Origin of the sequence: Aliterella atlantica CENA595, from assembly GCF_000952155.1 — a bacterium.
Classification (GTDB): Bacteria; Cyanobacteriota; Cyanobacteriia; order Cyanobacteriales; family Chroococcidiopsidaceae; genus Aliterella; species Aliterella atlantica.
In genome coordinates this window covers 130,471-148,749 of sequence record NZ_JYON01000006.1, presented here as the reverse complement: position 1 = coordinate 148,749, position 18,279 = coordinate 130,471, and the positions used below count along the sequence as shown (strand labels likewise).

16 protein-coding genes and 1 pseudogene are annotated in these 18,279 nt (G+C 41.4%); 11 read left to right on the top strand and 6 right to left on the bottom strand.

All coding sequences use genetic code 11. The annotated features are described in order from the left end of the window. Positions 1 to 236: 236 nt before the first annotated feature. Positions 237 to 1,862: an ammonium transporter gene (locus UH38_RS07845; RefSeq protein ID WP_045054081.1), complete on the bottom strand. Its 1,626-nt coding sequence runs from the start codon at positions 1,860 to 1,862 to the stop codon at positions 237 to 239. Positions 1,863 to 2,254: 392 nt separating this feature from the next. Further along, positions 2,255 to 2,773, bottom strand: a complete 519-nt coding sequence (purE, locus tag UH38_RS07840) for a 5-(carboxyamino)imidazole ribonucleotide mutase (RefSeq protein ID WP_045054147.1) — start codon at positions 2,771 to 2,773, stop codon at positions 2,255 to 2,257. 122 nt (positions 2,774 to 2,895) lie between these two features. Here purE and nagA point away from each other — a divergent pair, with 122 nt between their 5' ends. The 5 genes from nagA (at position 2,896) to UH38_RS07815 (ending at position 6,333) form a co-directional block, all read left to right on the top strand. Next, a complete protein-coding gene (nagA, locus tag UH38_RS07835; protein WP_045054080.1) occupies positions 2,896 to 4,083 on the top strand; it encodes an N-acetylglucosamine-6-phosphate deacetylase in 1,188 nt (395 codons plus the stop codon). 100 nt (positions 4,084 to 4,183) lie between these two features. Then, a complete protein-coding gene (gene bchM / locus UH38_RS07830; protein WP_045054079.1) occupies positions 4,184 to 4,867 on the top strand; it encodes a magnesium protoporphyrin IX methyltransferase in 684 nt (227 codons plus the stop codon). Positions 4,868 to 5,044: 177 nt separating this feature from the next. Then, a complete protein-coding gene (locus tag UH38_RS07825) occupies positions 5,045 to 5,323 on the top strand; it encodes a hypothetical protein (RefSeq protein ID WP_052672305.1) in 279 nt (92 codons plus the stop codon). A gap of 9 nt (positions 5,324 to 5,332) precedes the next feature. Next, the gene (locus UH38_RS07820; RefSeq protein WP_045054078.1) at positions 5,333 to 5,710 is read left to right on the top strand and encodes a DUF423 domain-containing protein; all 378 of its coding nucleotides are present in this window, start codon (positions 5,333 to 5,335) and stop codon (positions 5,708 to 5,710) included. Positions 5,711 to 5,877: 167 nt separating this feature from the next. Then, a complete protein-coding gene (locus UH38_RS07815) occupies positions 5,878 to 6,333 on the top strand; it encodes an orange carotenoid protein N-terminal domain-containing protein (RefSeq protein ID WP_045054077.1) in 456 nt (151 codons plus the stop codon). 175 nt (positions 6,334 to 6,508) lie between these two features. Here the strand turns inward: UH38_RS07815 and UH38_RS07810 are convergent, their stop codons facing one another. Then, positions 6,509 to 7,330, bottom strand: coding sequence for a SirB1 family protein (locus UH38_RS07810; protein ID WP_045054076.1), 822 nt, complete (start codon positions 7,328 to 7,330; stop codon positions 6,509 to 6,511). Positions 7,331 to 8,209: 879 nt separating this feature from the next. On the opposite strand from UH38_RS07810, the gene UH38_RS07805 reads away from it, so the two are divergent. From UH38_RS07805 to UH38_RS07795, 3 genes are all read left to right on the top strand, one after another. Continuing rightward, complete coding sequence (locus tag UH38_RS07805; RefSeq protein WP_045054075.1) at positions 8,210 to 9,712, top strand: multicopper oxidase family protein; 1,503 nt, start codon at positions 8,210 to 8,212, stop codon at positions 9,710 to 9,712. A 326-nt stretch (positions 9,713 to 10,038) separates the two neighbouring features. Then, positions 10,039 to 11,736: a GspE/PulE family protein gene (locus tag UH38_RS07800; RefSeq protein WP_045054074.1), complete on the top strand. Its 1,698-nt coding sequence runs from the start codon at positions 10,039 to 10,041 to the stop codon at positions 11,734 to 11,736. 47 nt (positions 11,737 to 11,783) lie between these two features. After that, a complete protein-coding gene (locus UH38_RS07795; protein ID WP_045054073.1) occupies positions 11,784 to 12,533 on the top strand; it encodes a tetratricopeptide repeat protein in 750 nt (249 codons plus the stop codon). 75 nt (positions 12,534 to 12,608) lie between these two features. On the opposite strand, the gene UH38_RS07790 is transcribed toward UH38_RS07795, so the two are convergent. Then, complete coding sequence (locus UH38_RS07790; protein ID WP_045054072.1) at positions 12,609 to 12,908, bottom strand: hypothetical protein; 300 nt, start codon at positions 12,906 to 12,908, stop codon at positions 12,609 to 12,611. A 155-nt stretch (positions 12,909 to 13,063) separates the two neighbouring features. Between UH38_RS07790 and UH38_RS28115 the strand changes: the two are divergent. The 3 genes and pseudogenes from UH38_RS28115 (at position 13,064) to UH38_RS07775 (ending at position 15,881) form a co-directional block, all read left to right on the top strand. Continuing rightward, positions 13,064 to 14,334, top strand: a pseudogene (locus UH38_RS28115) (RNA-guided endonuclease InsQ/TnpB family protein). A gap of 345 nt (positions 14,335 to 14,679) precedes the next feature. Then, positions 14,680 to 15,264: a thylakoid membrane photosystem I accumulation factor gene (locus UH38_RS07780; RefSeq protein WP_045054146.1), complete on the top strand. Its 585-nt coding sequence runs from the start codon at positions 14,680 to 14,682 to the stop codon at positions 15,262 to 15,264. 149 nt (positions 15,265 to 15,413) lie between these two features. Beyond that, positions 15,414 to 15,881, top strand: coding sequence for a pentapeptide repeat-containing protein (locus UH38_RS07775; protein WP_045054071.1), 468 nt, complete (start codon positions 15,414 to 15,416; stop codon positions 15,879 to 15,881). Positions 15,882 to 15,939: 58 nt separating this feature from the next. Here UH38_RS07775 and egtD read toward each other — a convergent pair whose 3' ends face one another. Together egtD and UH38_RS07765 are read right to left on the bottom strand one after the other, a co-directional pair. Then, on the bottom strand, positions 15,940 to 16,962 hold the full coding sequence (gene egtD, locus UH38_RS07770; protein ID WP_045054070.1) for an L-histidine N(alpha)-methyltransferase: 1,023 nt from the start codon (positions 16,960 to 16,962) through the stop codon (positions 15,940 to 15,942). 69 nt (positions 16,963 to 17,031) lie between these two features. Next, positions 17,032 to 18,270 carry an SUMF1/EgtB/PvdO family nonheme iron enzyme gene (locus UH38_RS07765; RefSeq protein WP_045054145.1) on the bottom strand — a complete coding sequence of 413 codons (1,239 nt, stop codon included), beginning with the start codon at positions 18,268 to 18,270 and terminating at the stop codon, positions 17,032 to 17,034. Between the last annotated feature and the right edge of the window lie 9 nt (positions 18,271 to 18,279).

Here is an 18,279-nt window from a genome sequence, read left to right as displayed (position 1 = left end):
ACTATACATTTAGCTGAATTCTAGGAAATTGCGAACGCAAATCGTTGGATTAATTAGATAGAGCTACATAACAAACGAATAAACCCACCTAAGAGCAAAACTGACTGTTTATAGGTGGGTTTATTCAAATTTAGCGAGTGACTTTCAGCGTAAAACCAACTCTGTTAACTGGTCGCTGGTCAGGGGCTTGTACCTCTTTAATTACGAATTACGAATTATGTGGTCACTGGTCGCTGTTAATACGGTCTGCTAGATAAATTTCCTGGTTGCTGTGCTGAACCGCCGATATTAGCATCACCTAACCCAGTGCCATCAGCTTCCTTGAGAAATCCGCTGTAGGCTTCCATACCATGTTCGCTAATGTCTAAGCCTTTAATTTCCTCTTCTGCACTGACGCGAATACCTAAAGTAGCTTTGAGGGCTACCCAAAAGATTGTGCTAAGAAGAACAGTAATACCGCCTACAGAGACAATACCAATCAGTTGCGACAAAGTTTGCTGGAAACCACCGCCCAAAAGTAAACCTCTAACTGGTCCTAAGCCATCCTCGTATAGATTCAAAGCGCCGCCAGGACCTTCAGCAAACAAGCCGACAGCTAAAGTTCCCCAAATACCACAAACTAAGTGAACCGAGGTTGCACCAACAGGGTCGTCGATTCTGATTTTGTCAAAGAAAGTAACGGAAAAGACAACAGTTACCCCAGCAACTAAGCCAATTACCGCTGCCCAAGGCAAGCTCACAAAAGCGCAACTTGCCGTAATTCCGACTAACCCTGCCAAAATGCCATTGATAATCATCGACAAGTCCGGCTTACCCAAATATAACCAAGCTGTAATTGTTGCCGCAATTCCGCCAACTGAACCAGCTAGGTTCGTCGTTAAAGCAATATGAGCAATGCTAGGACTTACTGCCATCGTCGAACCAGGATTAAAACCAAACCAGCCCAACCACAAAATCAAAGTGCCCAAAGTAGCAATACTCATATTGTGTCCTGGCATAGCCACCGAGACACCATTTTGATACTTGCCCAAGCGAGGTCCTAAGAAAGCTGCTCCCATCAAAGCCGCCCAACCGCCAACAGCGTGAACTACAGTAGAACCAGCAAAATCCCAAAAACCAGCTTTAGCAAGCCAACCGCCACCCCAAATCCAGTGACCTGTAATTGGGTAAGCAATACCTACAAGTAAGAGACTGAAAATCAAGAAATCAACAAACTTAATTCGTTCGGCAACAGCCCCAGAAACGATAGTTGCTGCTGTTCCGGCAAATACAAGCTGGAACAGAAACTTAGCGCCTAGAGGTACGCCAGTCCAATTGAGAGCGCTAAATACACCTTGATAAGCATCTCCAATAGCAGGACTATTATCAGCACCGCTGAGGAACCAGCCATTAGTACCGAAAAATGGATTGCCATCGCCAAACATCAAGCCAAAACCGATCGCCCAAAATGCTAAGGTAGAAAGCGCAAATACGATTAAGTTTTTTGCTAAGACGTTAACTGCATTCTTCTGACGGCAAAATCCGGTTTCTAACATACAGAAACCAGCATTCATAAAAAATACTAAAAAAGCTGCGATCGATACCCATAGAGTATCCATCCCCACACGCAAACTTTGCAAATCTTGCGTTACCTTGTCTGTAGTTGCAGGCGGTGCGTCTTGAGCAACTGCGGCATAACCCCACACCAACACAATCAAAGTAGCTAGGGGGATACACGCTTGCCAACTAGGAGAGAGTCGTTTAATTACCCGCTCTAACTGAGCTAAAATCGGCGCAGTTTTGCTAAAGCGGGAGCTTGAATGCCCTTGCAGCCGCCTTTTAGTCTTTTTCCATTTGTGCTTGTGGTTGAATCTTCCCTTCATCAGTCGCAACGATCCTTACCTGGTAAATATATTTAACAATTTGACGCAATTGAGCCTTCCGCATTTGATACCTGGCTCGCTAGGCTTTAGTTGCTTGTAGATATTACCCACAAGCAGACTACTAACTCAAGAAATCTTGACTTACAACAACAAGCCATAATCCCGAACATTTACCCAAGAGGTGCGAAGCCACCACTAAGCAACTTGTTCTACTGCTAAAAATGTTGTTAATGCCTGTTAAAAAGTTGATTTTGTATCACTGCGAGCATTAAATCTGTATAATCGGATACAGATGTTTGATGTTTAATTTTGTACGCCGAAAGCAATTTGCGAAAATTAGCCAAAAACAGAGCCAAAAACTAATATTTGAGCAAACATTTCCCTAATTAGACTTAGAGATTTCCTAAATATTGTTGGTAGCCTAACTGCTCTAACTTTGTTTGTTTGTCCATAACCGATTGCGCTAGAGTTTGGCGATATTGCTGCACTTTCGTTAATAATTCGCCGTCAGAAGTAGCGAGAATTTGCACAGCCAGCAAACCAGCATTTTTAGCATTACCAATCGCTACAGTAGCAACAGGAATACCCGCAGGCATTTGGACAATAGAATAAAGCGAGTCTAATCCTTGCAAGTGACGACTAGCTACAGGAACGCCAATAACAGGTAAAGGCGTTAGAGATGCAACCATTCCAGGAAGATGAGCCGCGCCACCAGCACCAGCAATAATTACCTTAATACCGCGCTGGTGGGCAGATTGGGCATAATCAAACATACGTCCTGGAGTGCGATGGGCAGAAACGATCGCAACTTCGCACTGGATATTAAAATCCGTACAAACAGCGATCGCATCTTGCATTGTAGGCAAATCTGAGTCGCTGCCCATGATGATGCCGATTTGGGAGTTGGTCATAAAAGACAAGGGGACAAGGGGACAAGGGAGAGTAGAGACGTAGCAATGCTACGTCTAGCAGGGGAAGCAGGGGAGATGGGGTAAACTGAGTTGGGGTTAAGGTTTTTGGTTGTGGATTGGTGATGGAAGAAGTAAGGGCTAAATTGGATATTATCAATGCGCGAGTATCAGGTTACGCAGACTTGCAAAGAATTTGTATAGATTCACAAGGTAAGATTGCTCGAATTTGTCCGATGGGTACTAGCTTTAAACGAGTTTTACCGCTAGATTTTCCAGAAATGGATGTAGCAGAAGACTGGATTTCATTAGGTGGTATCGATTTACAGATTAATGGCGCACTAGGACTAGCATTTACAGATATCAAGTCACATCATACCGAAATTATCCATAAAATCTGTCAATTTTTGTGGGATGCGGGAGTAGATGGATTTTTACCTACACTTGTAACCACATCAGTAGAAAATATTAAGCGATCGCTAACTGTAATTGCCGATTTCGTCGATACGCAAAAATCTCACACCCAACCAACCGCGCAAATTTTGGGAGTTCACTTAGAAGGACCATTTTTAAACCCACAAAAACGCGGCGCACACCCAGCAGAATACTTATTACCCCTGACTTTAGATAACATTAAGCAAGTATTAGGCGATCGCCCAGAAGTAGTAAGAATCATCACCTTAGCGCCCGAATTAGACCCCCTAGAGCAAGCAATACCCTACTTGAAGCAATTAGGTATAACCGTAAGTTTAGGACACTCCCTCGCCACCGCAGCCCAAGCAGAAAGAGCATTTGCACTTGGAGCAACAATGGTGACTCATGCCTTCAACGCCATGCCACCATTACACCATAGAGAACCAGGTTTACTAGGAGCCGCCCTAACCCATCCTGGAGTAAAAAGCGGATTAATAGCCGACGGACAACACATCTGCAAAACAATGTTGCAACTACTACTAAGAGCCAGTAACAACGAACAAAGACTCTTCTTAGTCAGCGATGCCCTAGCACCATTAGGACTACCAGACGGCACATATCCTTGGGATAATAGACAAATAATAGTCGCAGAAGGCACAGCTAGACTACCCGACAACACCCTATCTGGCACAACATTACCCCTACTAGCTGGAGTACAGAACCTAGTTAAATGGGGAATTTGTGAAGTAGAAAATGCGATCGCTCTTGCTACAGTATCGCCTAGACAAGCGATCGACCTACCAAATATTGAAAATGCCCCAGCCACTCATCTCATCCGCTGGCAACTCAACCAACCCTACACCCAACTAACCTGGCAAAGACTAAAAACCTCTCTTTGATTTGTTTCCTCCGTGTCTAACGGCTAATGTCTGCGCTGCGCTAACACGGTTCGTTTAAGTGAGATAATTTAGAGCCTAGAGCAAATAATAAACCCTGATAATGAACGCAACTGACGACAAAACCATAGTCAAAGAATACTTCAACTCCACCGGATTCGATCGCTGGCGAAGAATTTACGGAGACGGAGAAGTAAACAAAGTCCAACTAGACATTCGCACCGGACATCAGCAAACAGTAGACACGGTTCTCAACTGGTTAAAAACAGACAACCTCCCCCAAATATCAATCTGCGATGCTGGGTGTGGAGTAGGCAGCCTGAGCATACCACTAGCCCAAGCAGGAGCCGAAGTTTACGGCAGCGACATTTCCGAGAAAATGATTCAAGAAGCCAAAGATAGAGCAGCAGCAGAAATAGGTAATACCAACAAGCTTAAATTCGCCGTTCAAGACTTAGAAACTATTACTGGTAACTATCACACCGTAATTTGCTTAGATGTCTTAATCCACTACCCTCAAAACGAGGCAGATCGGATGATATCCCATCTTGCATCTATGGCACAATCGCGCATTATCCTCAGTTTTGCCCCCAAAACCTTCGCCCTAAGTTTGCTAAAAAAAATTGGTAGTTTCTTCCCAGGAGCAAGCAAAGCAACTCGCGCCTACTTGCACCGCGAAGTAGACGTTGTCAAAATTTTGGAAAGTAACGGTTTTGCAGTGCAACGGCAAGCAATGACGCGCACTCAATTTTACTTTTCCCGCATTCTAGAAGCTACTCGCAAGTAGAGTTAAAATCGTGCAAGATCGAGCGTATCTTGCACTGATATTATGAAGTTTCTTAAAAAAGTAGGGGCTGGTTTACTCCTGTCAGTAGGCTTTTTTGCTTGATGATTGCAATTGGCGAACTTGTAGATCGAGACACCATACCCCAAGAAAAAAGCGACAGTTTAGATCCGGTTATACTTGGGGTTAGCCTTTGGCGTTCCAGTAATGGCAGCAGGCGGTTGGATAGTATGGGGATTGCAAAAACAGCATCAGAAAAATAATAGCGATCGCTTGCAAGCAATTTTCTATCAATTAGTACAGCAAGACAAAGGGCATATTAGTGTTTTAAACTTTGCGATCGCCGCTCAAATCATGCCGGAAGAAGCTAAACAATATCTAAACAAAAAAGATCGAGAATTAAACGCTACTTTTGAAAATAACGAACGTGGCGGAATTAGTTATTATTTTGATATTTAAGGACAAGTAATGCCCCAAATATTTATTACTTTAGCAGGAATTTTAGGCGGTTTATCTGTTGCTGCTGGGGCTTTTGCTACCCATGCTTTAAAAGCAAAGTTAAGCGAACGAGCTATAGAAATTTTTGAAACGGCGGCGCGTTATCAGATGTATCATGCGATCGCTTTATTAATAGTAGCACTTTTACTAATTCGTGCAGATTTTTCTCAGTCTACTTTGGTTGTAACTGGATGGGCGTTTATTGTCGGTACGATTTTATTTTCTGGTAGTTTATACGCACTCAGCCTTACTGATATTAAAGTTTTGGGCGCAATTACTCCATTAGGAGGTGCGGCTTTTATCTTGGGTTGGCTTTGCCTAGCTTATGCAGGTTTCAATTTTGAATAAATAGGTAACTATCTATACTAAATATTCACTTGCATCTATCTTTAGTAGCGATCGCGACATCTATCTTTTGCGGGGTTAATCTAGTAGGGTGAATTAATTAAACCTAAGTTATTGCAGTGCAACCTACAGTTGAAAAACTGAGTTGCTTTTATTTTTGATTAGGTTCTATGACATTCGCTACCGACGAAAACACCAAAAAGTCTCTAGAAACATTCAAGCGCTTTGATATCGACACTCAGTTAGGTATCTTGTGGTTTGGCTATCTCGATCTCAAAGACAAATTGAATCCAGGTAACGCAGCTTCGGCTCAAGATACGGCGGGAGCGCTATACGATCGCATTAAAGCAATGTCTAAGGAAGAACAGTTGCAGGCGCAACGCGATATTGCTTCAGGTGCAGATTCAGAAATTAGCCACAGCTATGGATCTATTAGCTCTAGCGGTAAGTTGGATCTATGGCTGCGTTTGGCTCAGGGAATGGATGAAGGTGTAATTATTCAAGTACCTTCTGACTACAAGTTGCCCTCAGAAACAGACGAGTTTGTCAATCAGATTAAGCAGCTAGATTTCGAGCAACGGATTAATTTTATGCGTAGTCTAGTAGTTGAGATGGGCGCTAAATAGCACGCATATATAATCCGTATAATTCGCGAACGGGGCAAGCTCCTTAGTTACGAATTAGTAAATACATGGTTATAGTGTTGAGGCACAAAATTAAGCGAAAAAGTAACATATTTGTGTTACAGTATTGCTAGATTTTGTGCCTTTATTGGATTGAAATGCAGAGAAAAAGTAAATTTTAATTTTTAGATATCTGTTCTAGCAAGCGGCGAATTACTGGTGCGTCTTGGGCATTAGGTAATTGAGATAGATAAGTTTCAAAATCCTTAACTGCTGCTACCCAACGACCGATTTGATAATATATTAAGCCGCGATCGCGTATTTCTGTTGGACTATCGGGTAACAACAACAAAATACGTTCAACTGCTGCTAATGCTCGTTCTAATTGCTGTACGTTTAAGTAGATAAATTTTAAATTGCTCAACATCCTAGCCAAAAGTTGCCGCTTGCTAACTGCGACTAAAAACTCCGGTTGCATAGTTACAGGTTGCCCGTAAACTTGCATAAGTCTTTCTTGACAATCGTCAGCAAACATAACTTCGCCCTGATTGAAAGCATCGACGAATATCTCCATTTCTGCTATATCTGGGCGAATGAGGAAATGTCCTGGCATTCCTACCCCTACCATCGGAAAATCAATTCTTTTGGCAATTTCTAAATATACTAAAGACAAAGTAATAGGAATGCCTACTCGTCGTTCAATTACTTGATTTAAGAAGCTGTTACGCGGATCGTAATAATCTGCTGTATTGCCACTAAATCCTAGATCGTCGTACAAGTATTGATTAATACATTGAATCGTCCGTAGCGGATACATCTGATTTGGCAAACGCTCTTTGATTTCAAATGCCATAGTATCTAAAGCATTGAGATATTCAAAAATATCTAAATTCGGATATTCTTCTTGAGCAATATACAGCGCCGACAAAGCTAAATCGATCTGCTCGTCCGGTTGCTCGATTTCTTGCTGAAAATATTGCCGCGATCGCGGAAAATCCATAATTCAAAATTAAATATTACGCTTCAACCGATTTTGACATAAACTTTGCCCGTTCTACGGCAGGGAGGAGATCTACTTCTAACTAACGCTTTGTTGGCAAGGTAAGAAGACTGTAAATATACTACCTTTGCCTAATTGACTTTTTTTACTAGCAGCACTCTCATAAAAGTGTTTTTTCGCTCGTCTTGCTTCTTGCTTATTTTGGGCTAAGATAAGGTTTTTCTATATCCACTCAGGCAAAACAGTTTGATTGTTTTTGCACGTCATTTTGCCCAGCATACATTATTCACTTTGAATTTAAAGTTTTTATTAAATGTTCTCTCGAATTTAAGTTAAAAATTTGGGCTAGATTGGGAATTTGATTAGGTACTTGCTCAAACTACGTAAAAATACATAAACTTAGTAAAATTTAGACATAACTTACACACAAGTTAAACACTAATTATCTATTTAGTTGTCAACCTATAAGTAAGAGTAATTCTTTAATTTACTGCTCCTAATTTAGTTGCAGCTTAATTTAGTTACGCAGCGATCGCCAGCCAACTCGATCCATCTCAAAATTTATATTTAACAAATATTTACACATTTCTCATTTTAATTATGTAATATAAAACATCTATCTAAAGACATACATAAGCAAAAACTTTAAATATTTCTTTTGGTAGATGGTCGTAGATAACGCTGCAAGCGTTGCAAATTAGGTAATGTATAGATTTTAAATATGTCTAATTTAGGCCAAATTTAGACATAACTCAGACATAACGCAACCACTTATTAGCTATGTAGTTGTCATGATAGATGAGTGAACTTAATTTAACTTAATAAATTTGCTATCTCCAGCAAAAAAGATTAACAATATTCTCGAAGGGAACTACTGCAATGACAATCCTAACTAGACGACAAGCATTAAAACTAGGAGCGCTAGCTGGCGGGTCATTAATACTACCGATCGGCTTCCAACGTCGCAGCTACGCTGGGGACGCAGGTAGTCCGAAAGTTCCGCTCTTTAGTCAGCAACTACGTATCCCACCTGTTCTCAATCCTGTCCGTAGCGATGCTACAACTGATTACTACGAAATCACAATGAAAAAAGCTACGGTAGAGATCCTACCAGGGCTGAAAACAGAAATTTGGGGATACAACGGTATAACTCCTGGTCCAACAATCAAGCAACGCAAAGATCGGCAATCAATAGTTCGATTCATTAATAACAGCGTAGGTACGCCGACCTCAGTTCACTTACACGGTATGGCATCGCTGCCTCAATATGACGGCTATGCTGAAGATTTGACCAACCCAGGTCAATATAAAGACTATATTTATCCCAACAACCGCCCTGCTACCTTGTGGTATCACGATCACGCAATCCACAAAACTGCCATAAATGTGTATATGGGTTTAGCAGGTATGTATTTAGTTCAGGATGACTACGAACTCGGTTTACCTTTGCCAAAAGGTGAGTACGACGTACCTCTACTTATCCAAGATAAGCAATTTAGCTCAAGCGGCAAGTTAATTTTTGACAACCAAGGCGAAAGCAGCCAAATGGGTGATGTGATTGTTGTTAATGGCGTACCTTGGCCCAACATGAAAGTCGCCAACCGCAAGTATCGCTTCCGCGTCTTAAACGGCTCGATCTCGCGTTCCTATAATCTTTCCCTAAGTACAGGCGACCCTATTACTGTGATTGGTACGGACGCAGGTTTGATGGGCGCACCTGCTCAAGTCAGCAATTTTCGGATTGGGATGGCTGAACGCTACGAAGTGGTTATTGACTTTTCCAAGTACAAAGTCGGCACAAAGATTGTATTGAGAAATAATCATCCCGCCAACAATGACAAGTATGACAACACAGATCGAATTATGCAGTTCGAGGTTGTGCGGACTGAAAGCGATCCTAGTTCTATTCCTAGCAAGCTGCGCGACATTCAACCTATTGCTGAATCTTCAGCAGTAAGGACTCGTGAATTTAGATACGAGCGCTCTAATGGCTTGTGGGTAATCAACGGTAAAACATGGGATAAAGCGCGGTTTGATGGCAATCCGCAACTTGGCGATGTAGAAATCTGGAAAATCTACAACAATTCAGGCGGCTGGTTCCACCCCATCCATATGCATTTATTAGATATGCAACTGCTCGATCGCAATGGTAAAGCACCTTTTGCCTACGAACGAGGCTGGAAAGATGTCTTCTATGTAGGTGAAAACGAGACTCTGCGCGTAATTGGCAGATTTGGTCCTAATACTGGTGCATATATGAGCCACTGCCATAACACAGTTCACGAAGACCACGACATGATGAACCAGTTTATGGTAGGTACAGGCGGTCCTGACCCGATCGCTGCCGCTCCACCGAAGAATCTACCAGCACCCGCATTATAAACCGCTAGTACATCAAAAGCACTGCTGTAGGCTCAACAAAATAGCAGTGCTTTATCCATAACTTTTAATAAACAGGTGATAAATACAAAATTAACCTTTTCCTAATTAAAATCTCATAGCTAGTATCTATAAATGGTTTAATCTGTAAACTTAAAATTATTTATATATAGTTCAAGGTGTAGCACAATTTATCAAAGTAAGTGCTTTATATGTTCATATTATTAATTTTTAATAAAAGGCGATCGCTCGACATTATTTTCGATATTCGCAGTAAATTTTCAATTGTTATAATTGAATAAATATAAATAATAAATAATTTAGGCAAAATGCAAAAGCAACATCATCGCTCAGTTTGGCAAAGGCTAAAAAGTAAAGAGATAACTTGCGAACAAGCTTTAAAACTTTTGGTAGATGAAAGCGGACTTGTTCATTTAGAATTGCTCGATTCGGAAGTAAGTCAAAGATTTTTAAGAGAGTTTCCCGATCGCAAATCTTTACCTCCGGTAATCCCTTTATTACTGTGGCGCAATTGCTACTTTTTAGGTAGTTCTATACCGCTATCACCGGATGCAATCAAAAAACTAAGCGAACAGACTTTAACAGAAGTAAAGTTTGTTCCTATTCAACATAAAAGCTATCGAGCTTGGGTTCATCATCACAACCTGGATAACAACCGTCTTAGTTCTGCTCCCTTACTCAATCCATTGACAGGCGAGTTAGAAAAAGAACAAGTAAAAGAAGAAGACATCAGCGAAGCTACAGAATTTTCTTTATCTAAAGCCGCAGATCAAATTAGTCGAATTAAAGCAATTATTTCTAGCGCTTTGCGGAATCGAGCTAGCGACATCCACTTAGAACCAATGCCCAACGGCTTAAGAGTGCGCTATCGCATCGATGGGATTTTACGCAACATTACAACTTTACCCTTAGATGTTAGCCGCAAAGCCATCATCGCGCTAAAAGTTATGTCCGATATGGATATTTCCGAAAGCCGTCGCCCTCAAGATGCGCGGATTGGCGATAAATATATGTCCGAACAAGATGGGGAACAAAGCTTAGATATGCGCGTTAGTACCCTACCTTGTGTTGGTGGAGAAAAAGCAGTAATTAGACTTTTGCCTAGAGAGAATAACTTTTCTAGTATTGAAGAATTGGGGTTTAGCGATCGCACTTTAGCAACATACAAACATTGGTTGCAACAACCCCAAGGGATGATTATTTTTACAGGTCCAACAGGTTCCGGTAAGACTAGCACTCTTTACACCAGCTTGCAAAAGATAGCTCAAGATCACGTCAATGTAGTTACAGTCGAAAATCCTGTAGAGTATGTATTACCTGGAATTACTCAAACTCAAGTTCACGAACCTGCGGGGATGACATTTGCGGCGGGACTTAGAGCGATTTTGCGTCAAGATCCAGACATTATCATGATTGGTGAAATCCGCGATGCGGAAACGGCGGAGACTGCTGTACGCGCGGCTTTGACAGGACACTTGGTATTAACTACTTTGCACACAAATGATGCTATTAGTGCTGTACCGCGCTTAAAAGACCTTTGCCCTGATGCGGGATTTATTAGCGATGCACTTTTGGGAGTAGTTGCCCAACGTCTAGTACGTAAAGTTTGCCCTCATTGCAGCGAACCATATCAGCCTACAGAAGCGGATTTGAAAGTTTTGGGCTTAGATATGGAACACGCCCACGTACAAGATTGGAGACATGGTAGAGGTTGTGCGAAGTGTTTCAATTCTGGCTATATTGGGCGAGAAGCAATTGTGGAGTTACTCAATGTTGATGAAACTGTTAAACGTATAATCTACGAAGGTACAACAACTCAACTGCATCATTATATTAATGAAACCAATTTTGATTCTTTCCGCTTGGCGGCGGTGAGGAAAGTTACCAAAGGTATAACTACAGTATCGGAAATATTGCGCGTGTTACCTCACAGCGCTTTGTATCAAAAATCTTACGCTAGTCACGTACTTCCACAACCGTCAATGGAATTGCTTCATGTCAATTAAAAAACTGAAGCTTGAATAAACTTGCAACTAACTTATCGAGGAAAAATATGTCTTTTGTGCGCCAGGCGATCGCGATCGCAACTATAATTAGCATTGGCTCAGTTGTAGCAGCAAAAAATAGCTTTGCTCAAACGCATGGCGGACATCATTCATCACCTAGCGGTTCAGTAGTTCCAGAACTTACAGAATCACAGCGTCAAGCAGAGAAATATGTAAACCAGGCATTAGATAGATTACACAATAAAGACTATCAAACAGCTATTGAGGGCTTAACTAAAGCAGTTGAAACGCAGCCCGATCACTATATAGCTTATACATATCGCGGTGATATATTCCGGTCGATGGGAAAGTATCAAGCAGCCATTGATGACTATACTAAAGCGATAGAACATAATCCTAGTCATTCATATTTGCTTAATAGTAGAGGTGTAAGCTACGCTGCTTTAGGTGAATATCGAAAAGCAATTGCAGATCATTCTCAAGCAATTGAGATTTATCCCGAACAAGGTGCGGGGTATAGCTATCGCGGCGCGATGTACTTCAAAGTAGGCGAAAATGAAAAAGCACTAGACGATTTAAATCGAGCTATTGCTGGTAATGAAAACAATGCCGAAGCTTATACTTATCGCGGTCAAGTTCAAGCTAAACTAGGTAATAATAAAGCTGCGATCGCTGATTATCAAAAAGCAGCAAAACTTTTTGCCTCACAATCTAATAAAGCTGGTTACACCAGAGCAACCAATTTAGCTAAAGATTTACAGCAAGCAACTCCAACAGCTTCTACACAGAAGAGATAAACACAATTGCAGGTATAGATAAAGCATCTATACCTGCAATTATTTTTGCCTATTAACTAAAATTATGCCAAAAACTTAATTACCTTCTCCGTACAAATCATCATCAAACCTCTTAATAGTAGAAGCATTGTACGGGCTAGCGATTCGAGGAGTAGAACGTGCTGTTGTTTCTTGTGGTTGTTGCTCGCACAATTGATTGAGGTTCCAAACTTTGCCATCAGAAGTTTGCAAATAGCATAGTGGAGTTTCTGGTTCTATTTGAACTATTCGCGTAGGCTGAGATTTTTGCTCAGTAGTAGTAGCAGCGAAAGTAGTATTAGCGAAAATCGCAGTTAAACCAATAGATAGCGAAGTTAACCACAACGATTTAATCACTTTTTCCTCTGAGAATGTCTACTCTACTTATATTGTAATTGATTTATAAGGAACGACGCTGAAAACTCCGTGTTTTTAAACCGGAGATGAAAGCTGTTAGCAGGATTTATCCTGCCTAGATATATTTTTACATAATTGTAGGCTAAAATGTAAGAATGCAAAAAGCTTACCGCTATCGTGTCTACCCAACTGCCGAACAAGAATCTCTCTTGCGTCGGACAATGGGTTGTGCGCGTTTGGTTTATAACCGAGCGCTGGCGGCGAGAACTCAAGGCTGGTATGAACGGCAGGAGAAAATAGACTACATCAAGACTTCTGCGATGCTCACTCAATGGAAGAAGCAAGAAGACTTGCAATTTCTCAATGAGGTTAGTAGCGTACCTTTGCAACAAGGACTTAGACATCTGCAAAAAGAAGCGAGCTTTGCGGACAGAGTAATCTGCCCGCAAACGTCGCGCCCTTTGCTAACTTTTGGGCGGGACACGCTAAGTATCCTAATTTTAAGAAAAAACATCATGGCGGCAGTGCGGAGTTTACTAAGTCTGCTTTTAAGTGGAAGGATGGGCAAGTTTGGCTTGCCAAGTGTAGCGAGGCGCTGCCTATTCGTTGGAGTAGACAGTTGCCACAGGCGTGCGAACCCAGCACGATAACAGTCAAGCTGGATGCGAGTGGACGATTCCACGTATCAATGCTAGTAGATACAACAGTTCAACCATTGCCTAAAACTGATAAGTCTATCGGTTTGGACGTGGGAATAACCAGCCTGATTGCTACGAGCAATGGCGACAAGATCGGCAATCCAAGACACTTTAAGCAGTTACGATCTAAGCTCAGACAGGTGCAAAAATCTTTGTCTCGTAAACTTAAGGAGTCGAACAACCGACAGAAACAAAGGCACAAAGTAGCGAAAGTACACGCACAAATAACCGATAGTAGAAAAGACTTTTTGCATAAGCTGACAACTCAACTGGTACGTGAAAACCAAACGATAGTAGTTGAGGATTTGGCGCTTCAAAACATGGTCAAAAACCATAAACTGTCGCTCTCTATTAGTGATGCTTCTTGGGGCGCGAGCTTTGTGGGGGAAGCTTCCCCCACAAACGTCGCTTGAGAACTTGTCCGTCAACTTACCTATAAATGCGAGTGGTACGGACGAGAACTGATTAAAATTGACCGATGGTTTCCTTCCTCCAAGAGGTGCGGCTCTTGTGGGCATATCGTGGATAAAATGCCCTTGAATATTAGGCAGTGGGATTGTCCTAAGTGTGGGGTTAGCCATGACCGTGATATTAACGCAAGTAAGAATATTTTGGCGGCAGGGCTTGCCGTGTCAGTCTGTGGAGCGAACATAAGACCTAATAATCAAATGGTTAAAGGGCAGTTGCAAAATACCCGCAAGGGAAAGAAACAGAAACCTAAGTCGTGAGTCTTAGGAATCCCCGCCGATTCATCGCGGGGAGGATGTCAATTTGTAGACCTCTGCCCTTAGCTACAAATATTTGTTGTTAATAGAGGTCAATTGTCAAGCCGCAAGGCAATAATTAGTAATGTGTAGTTACAAAACCAGCTTTGCAAAAGAGGCTTCTTCCGCAAACGTAGCGCGTCAGTAGAGGCTTAAAACCACTACTGACTGAAGACTACTAAAATCCTTGATTTTAATGGGGCTTGTACCCAAGTTAATTACGAATTACGAATTACGAATTATTTCGGTCAAGGTAGAATGAAAAGCGATCGCATCTTAACTATAAATTACGTTCTACAAAAACTTTTAATGAATGTACGTCTAAAATTTTCTTCTCTTTGGCAGCGGCTAGTTTTATGCTGTTTGTTAGTATCGTGTTTATTTTTGCTGGCAACGCTACCTGCAAGCGCTGCAATCAACGACGATCGCTTTGAAGGCAATGTTTTTGTGTTGTATGGTGGTAATGGCTCTTTAGTACCGCCTAAAACAACTTTGCCTAAATCTAAAGCAAGTAATAAGGCGACAATCCTCGTCTACTATCTTGATGATAGTAGTGATTGCAAGCAGTATGCTACAGTTGTTTCTCGGATGCAAGCTTATTATGGACGAGCCGCTGATATTATCCCAGTTAATGTAGATACATTAGCGGAGAATAAAAAGTACACGCCAGATGAAGCAGGCTATTACTACAAAGGGATGGTTCCGCAAGTAGTTATACTAGATAAAGCTGGGAAAGTAGTCTTCGATCGCCAAGGACAAGTACCTTACGAACAAGTAGACGACTCTTTAAGAGAAGTATATAACTTATTCCCGCGATCGGAGTCAATAGAGTTGAAAATACGTCCAGTTAACGAATTTAGCACTGAATTAACAGAGAAAACGCTCTCGAAATAGAAATTCTCTAATTAACGGTTTGTATATAAACTAACATCATAAATTTACATTAGTTCTCTTCTTTAGATGGAATTTAAACCCAAATAATTAAGGTTATATTACTGTATCCTTAATTTGTGGACACTTAGTCCTTTGGGAATATGAAGCCGATGAGTGTTGAAGAACTTTTGCAAAAATACGCGGAGGGAGAAAGAAATTTTAGTGGCGTTAGTTTGATTGGCGCTAATTTAGTCGAAGTAAATTTAAGCGGAATAGATTTAAGTAAAGCAGACCTTAGTGAAGCTAATTTAACAGAGGTAAACTTCAGCCAAGCAAACCTTAGAAAAGCAAATATGAGAAAGGTGAACCTAAGCCAAGCTAATCTTCAAGAAGCTAATTTAAGCGAGAGCAATTTGATAGAAGCTAACTTAATAGAAGTAGATTTGACTAAAGCCAATTTAAACGAAGCAAATTTAACTGAAGCCAACTTAGGTTTTTCTGTATTATTGGAAACTAATCTAAGTATGGCGAATTTATGCAACGCCTTTTTGGTTGGTACAGACTTGTCGCAAGCTAATTTAGAGTATGCAGTATTACATGGTGCAGTGATGCCCGATAAAGAAAAATTATCAAGTTAATAACTTTTTGCCCTTTGATAGCTAACACTACATGGGTATATTAGCAAATTGGCTAGAATTAAGACTGCATCTGACACAGCAACAATCCAAACCATTTATTATCATCCATCCAGACATTAAGCGTTTTCAAGCCCTGAGTTTGCAAGTCTTTCTTCAACTCATTTAGGTCAAATTTGCGAGAAATTTCTGTTAGAATAGTTTCGTCTGAATCTAGCTCAATGATAAGATTTAAATCGCGAAGTTCAACAGTTTGAGAGCGCATACTACGCAAATGCATTTCAATTTGTCTTCGCTCTTCGTTGTAAAATGCTTGATGTTTAAATTGCTTTAAATTAAAATTGCCGTCGAAGCGCTGGTTTAAGTGTTTGAGCATATTTAGATTAAAAGCTGCTGTAACTTCTTGACTATCGTTATATGCTGCTTCTAATAAATCTTTGGATTTATGTAAATCTACACCTAACAAAAAGTATTCACCTGGGGCAAGTGCAGCAGTAACTTGCGAGAAAAATACTTGACATTCTTGGGGATTGAGATTACCCAAAGAGCTACCAATAAAACAAATAACACGGCTATCTGATTGACTTGGTTTTAGCTGTTTTAAAGCTAATTCATAGGTACTAACAAGAGCTTGAACTTGCAAAGAGGAATAATCAGCTAGTAACAACCTAGCACTGCTTTCCAAAATCCCTGCACTGACATCAATTGGTATGTAGCGTAAAGGGTAGCCCAAGCAATTATAAGCATCCAAAAGAATCCGAGTTTTAGTAGAGCTACCGCTGCCTAATTCTACTAATTCGCAAGCACCTGTAATTTGCGCGATCGCACTTGCATACTGTTGTAAAATTGCTGTTTCTGTACGCGTCAAGTAATATTCTGGCAGTTCGCAAATTTGCTCGAATAGCATTGATCCATAATCATCGTAGAAGTAACGCGCCGGAAGCGATTTAGGCGTTTGAGTCAAACCTTTAACTACATCGCTAGCATCAATCTGTTGTTGTGCTGACAGCGTATTGACACTTAATAAATGCTCAACTTGCAAGCGTTCATCAATATTACTACTTGCCGTTTTAGAAATAGACATATTCACTCCTCAAGGTGCGATCGCATCATCAGACATTTAGACGTAGTACTGCTACGTCTCTACGGTATTTTACAGGGTGACACAACGAAATCCTGCCAAAATCTGGCGTACGCCAGGATGATACCAGTTGCGAAAACTAGAACGCAGCGCCCAAGGGCGAGTCGCCCAACTACCACCTTTGAGAACGTAATGTTGTGCGTCAAAATACACCTGAGAATAGCCAGGATAAGGATAGCTAGCAAACCCTTGATAGCCGTCAAATAATGTCGATGTCCATTCCCAGACATTACCCAACATATCGTAACAGCCGTAAGCACTTTGTCCGGCAGGATAGGCATTTACTGGAGTTGTTTGACTAACTGCATTATCGTGATTGCAGTGTTTTTCAGTAGGGAAATCTTCGCCCCAAGGATAAGTGCGACGGCATTTTGCTCCAACATCCCAACAGGCAGCTTTTTCCCATTCTGCCTCAGTAGGCAGCCTTTTACCGACAAAACGGGCGTAGGCTTGGGCTTCGTACCAACTAACACCGCAAACAGGGCGATCGTCCCAGCGCGTATCATCTGACCAGTATAAAGGTTTGGTAACGCCTTCTGTTTGCAGCCATCGCCACCCAGCTTGCGACCACCAGGTAGAATTTTCATAGCCTCTTGCTTCTATAAAACGTCTATACTGTCCGCAGGTGACGGGGTAGCGATCGATAAAGTAAGTATCTAGATTAACTAAATGCTGCGATCGCTCGTTATCTAAGGCATCGATAGTATCGCTTCCTTGAATCGATTCACCTGCTTGAATGCAGATAGTGTCTGAGTTGATATCTGATGCAACCTCAGTAGGGGCAGGATTGACCATAAAATTAGCTTGTCTTGCATTAAATAATTGCCAACTTGCACCTACAGGCGCTTGGGCGTACCAGCGTTGGAGTTGAAGAACAAAAGCGATCGTTTCGCTATGCTGACTTTCATGCTGAAGTAGCCAGCGCCAAAGACGTTCTTCTTGCTCTAAATCGAGCGTTTCTAGGCGCTGGAAAACGTTATTCCTAATCGTGTTGAGATACTCTTTGATTTCTGCTAGCGGTGGTAAATTACCCCGCTGCGATTTAGGCAATCCATCAGCAACAAACAAACGGCGATACTCAGGAAACAGTTTTATTCCTGCTTGGCGCTCTAGCAGCCATAATGATTCGGTATAACCTATGTGTCCCAAATGCCAACCAACTGGGCTAAATTCAGCGTGTGCTTGATGGCAAAATGTAGTTTCGTCTACTGTTTCAAATAGTGCCAGAGTACCAGCGCGACAGTTATGCATCCACTGTTT

Bases quoted from the DNA above. Each gene is read 5' to 3' on its own strand.
- UH38_RS07845 (WP_045054081.1), bottom strand. From the start codon at position 1,862: ATGAAGGGAAGATTCAACCACAAGCACAAATGGAAAAAGACTAAAAGG.
- purE (WP_045054147.1), bottom strand. From the start codon at position 2,773: ATGACCAACTCCCAAATCGGCATCATCATGGGCAGCGACTCAGATTTG.
- nagA (WP_045054080.1), top strand. From the start codon at position 2,896: ATGGAAGAAGTAAGGGCTAAATTGGATATTATCAATGCGCGAGTATCA.
- bchM (WP_045054079.1), top strand. From the start codon at position 4,184: ATGAACGCAACTGACGACAAAACCATAGTCAAAGAATACTTCAACTCC.
- UH38_RS07820 (WP_045054078.1), top strand. From the start codon at position 5,333: ATGCCCCAAATATTTATTACTTTAGCAGGAATTTTAGGCGGTTTATCT.
- UH38_RS07815 (WP_045054077.1), top strand. From the start codon at position 5,878: ATGACATTCGCTACCGACGAAAACACCAAAAAGTCTCTAGAAACATTC.
- UH38_RS07810 (WP_045054076.1), bottom strand. From the start codon at position 7,330: ATGGATTTTCCGCGATCGCGGCAATATTTTCAGCAAGAAATCGAGCAA.
- UH38_RS07805 (WP_045054075.1), top strand. From the start codon at position 8,210: ATGACAATCCTAACTAGACGACAAGCATTAAAACTAGGAGCGCTAGCT.
- UH38_RS07800 (WP_045054074.1), top strand. From the start codon at position 10,039: ATGCAAAAGCAACATCATCGCTCAGTTTGGCAAAGGCTAAAAAGTAAA.
- UH38_RS07795 (WP_045054073.1), top strand. From the start codon at position 11,784: ATGTCTTTTGTGCGCCAGGCGATCGCGATCGCAACTATAATTAGCATT.
- UH38_RS07780 (WP_045054146.1), top strand. From the start codon at position 14,680: ATGAATGTACGTCTAAAATTTTCTTCTCTTTGGCAGCGGCTAGTTTTA.
- UH38_RS07775 (WP_045054071.1), top strand. From the start codon at position 15,414: ATGAGTGTTGAAGAACTTTTGCAAAAATACGCGGAGGGAGAAAGAAAT.
- egtD (WP_045054070.1), bottom strand. From the start codon at position 16,962: ATGTCTATTTCTAAAACGGCAAGTAGTAATATTGATGAACGCTTGCAA.
- UH38_RS07765 (WP_045054145.1), bottom strand. From the start codon at position 18,270: ATGCATAACTGTCGCGCTGGTACTCTGGCACTATTTGAAACAGTAGAC.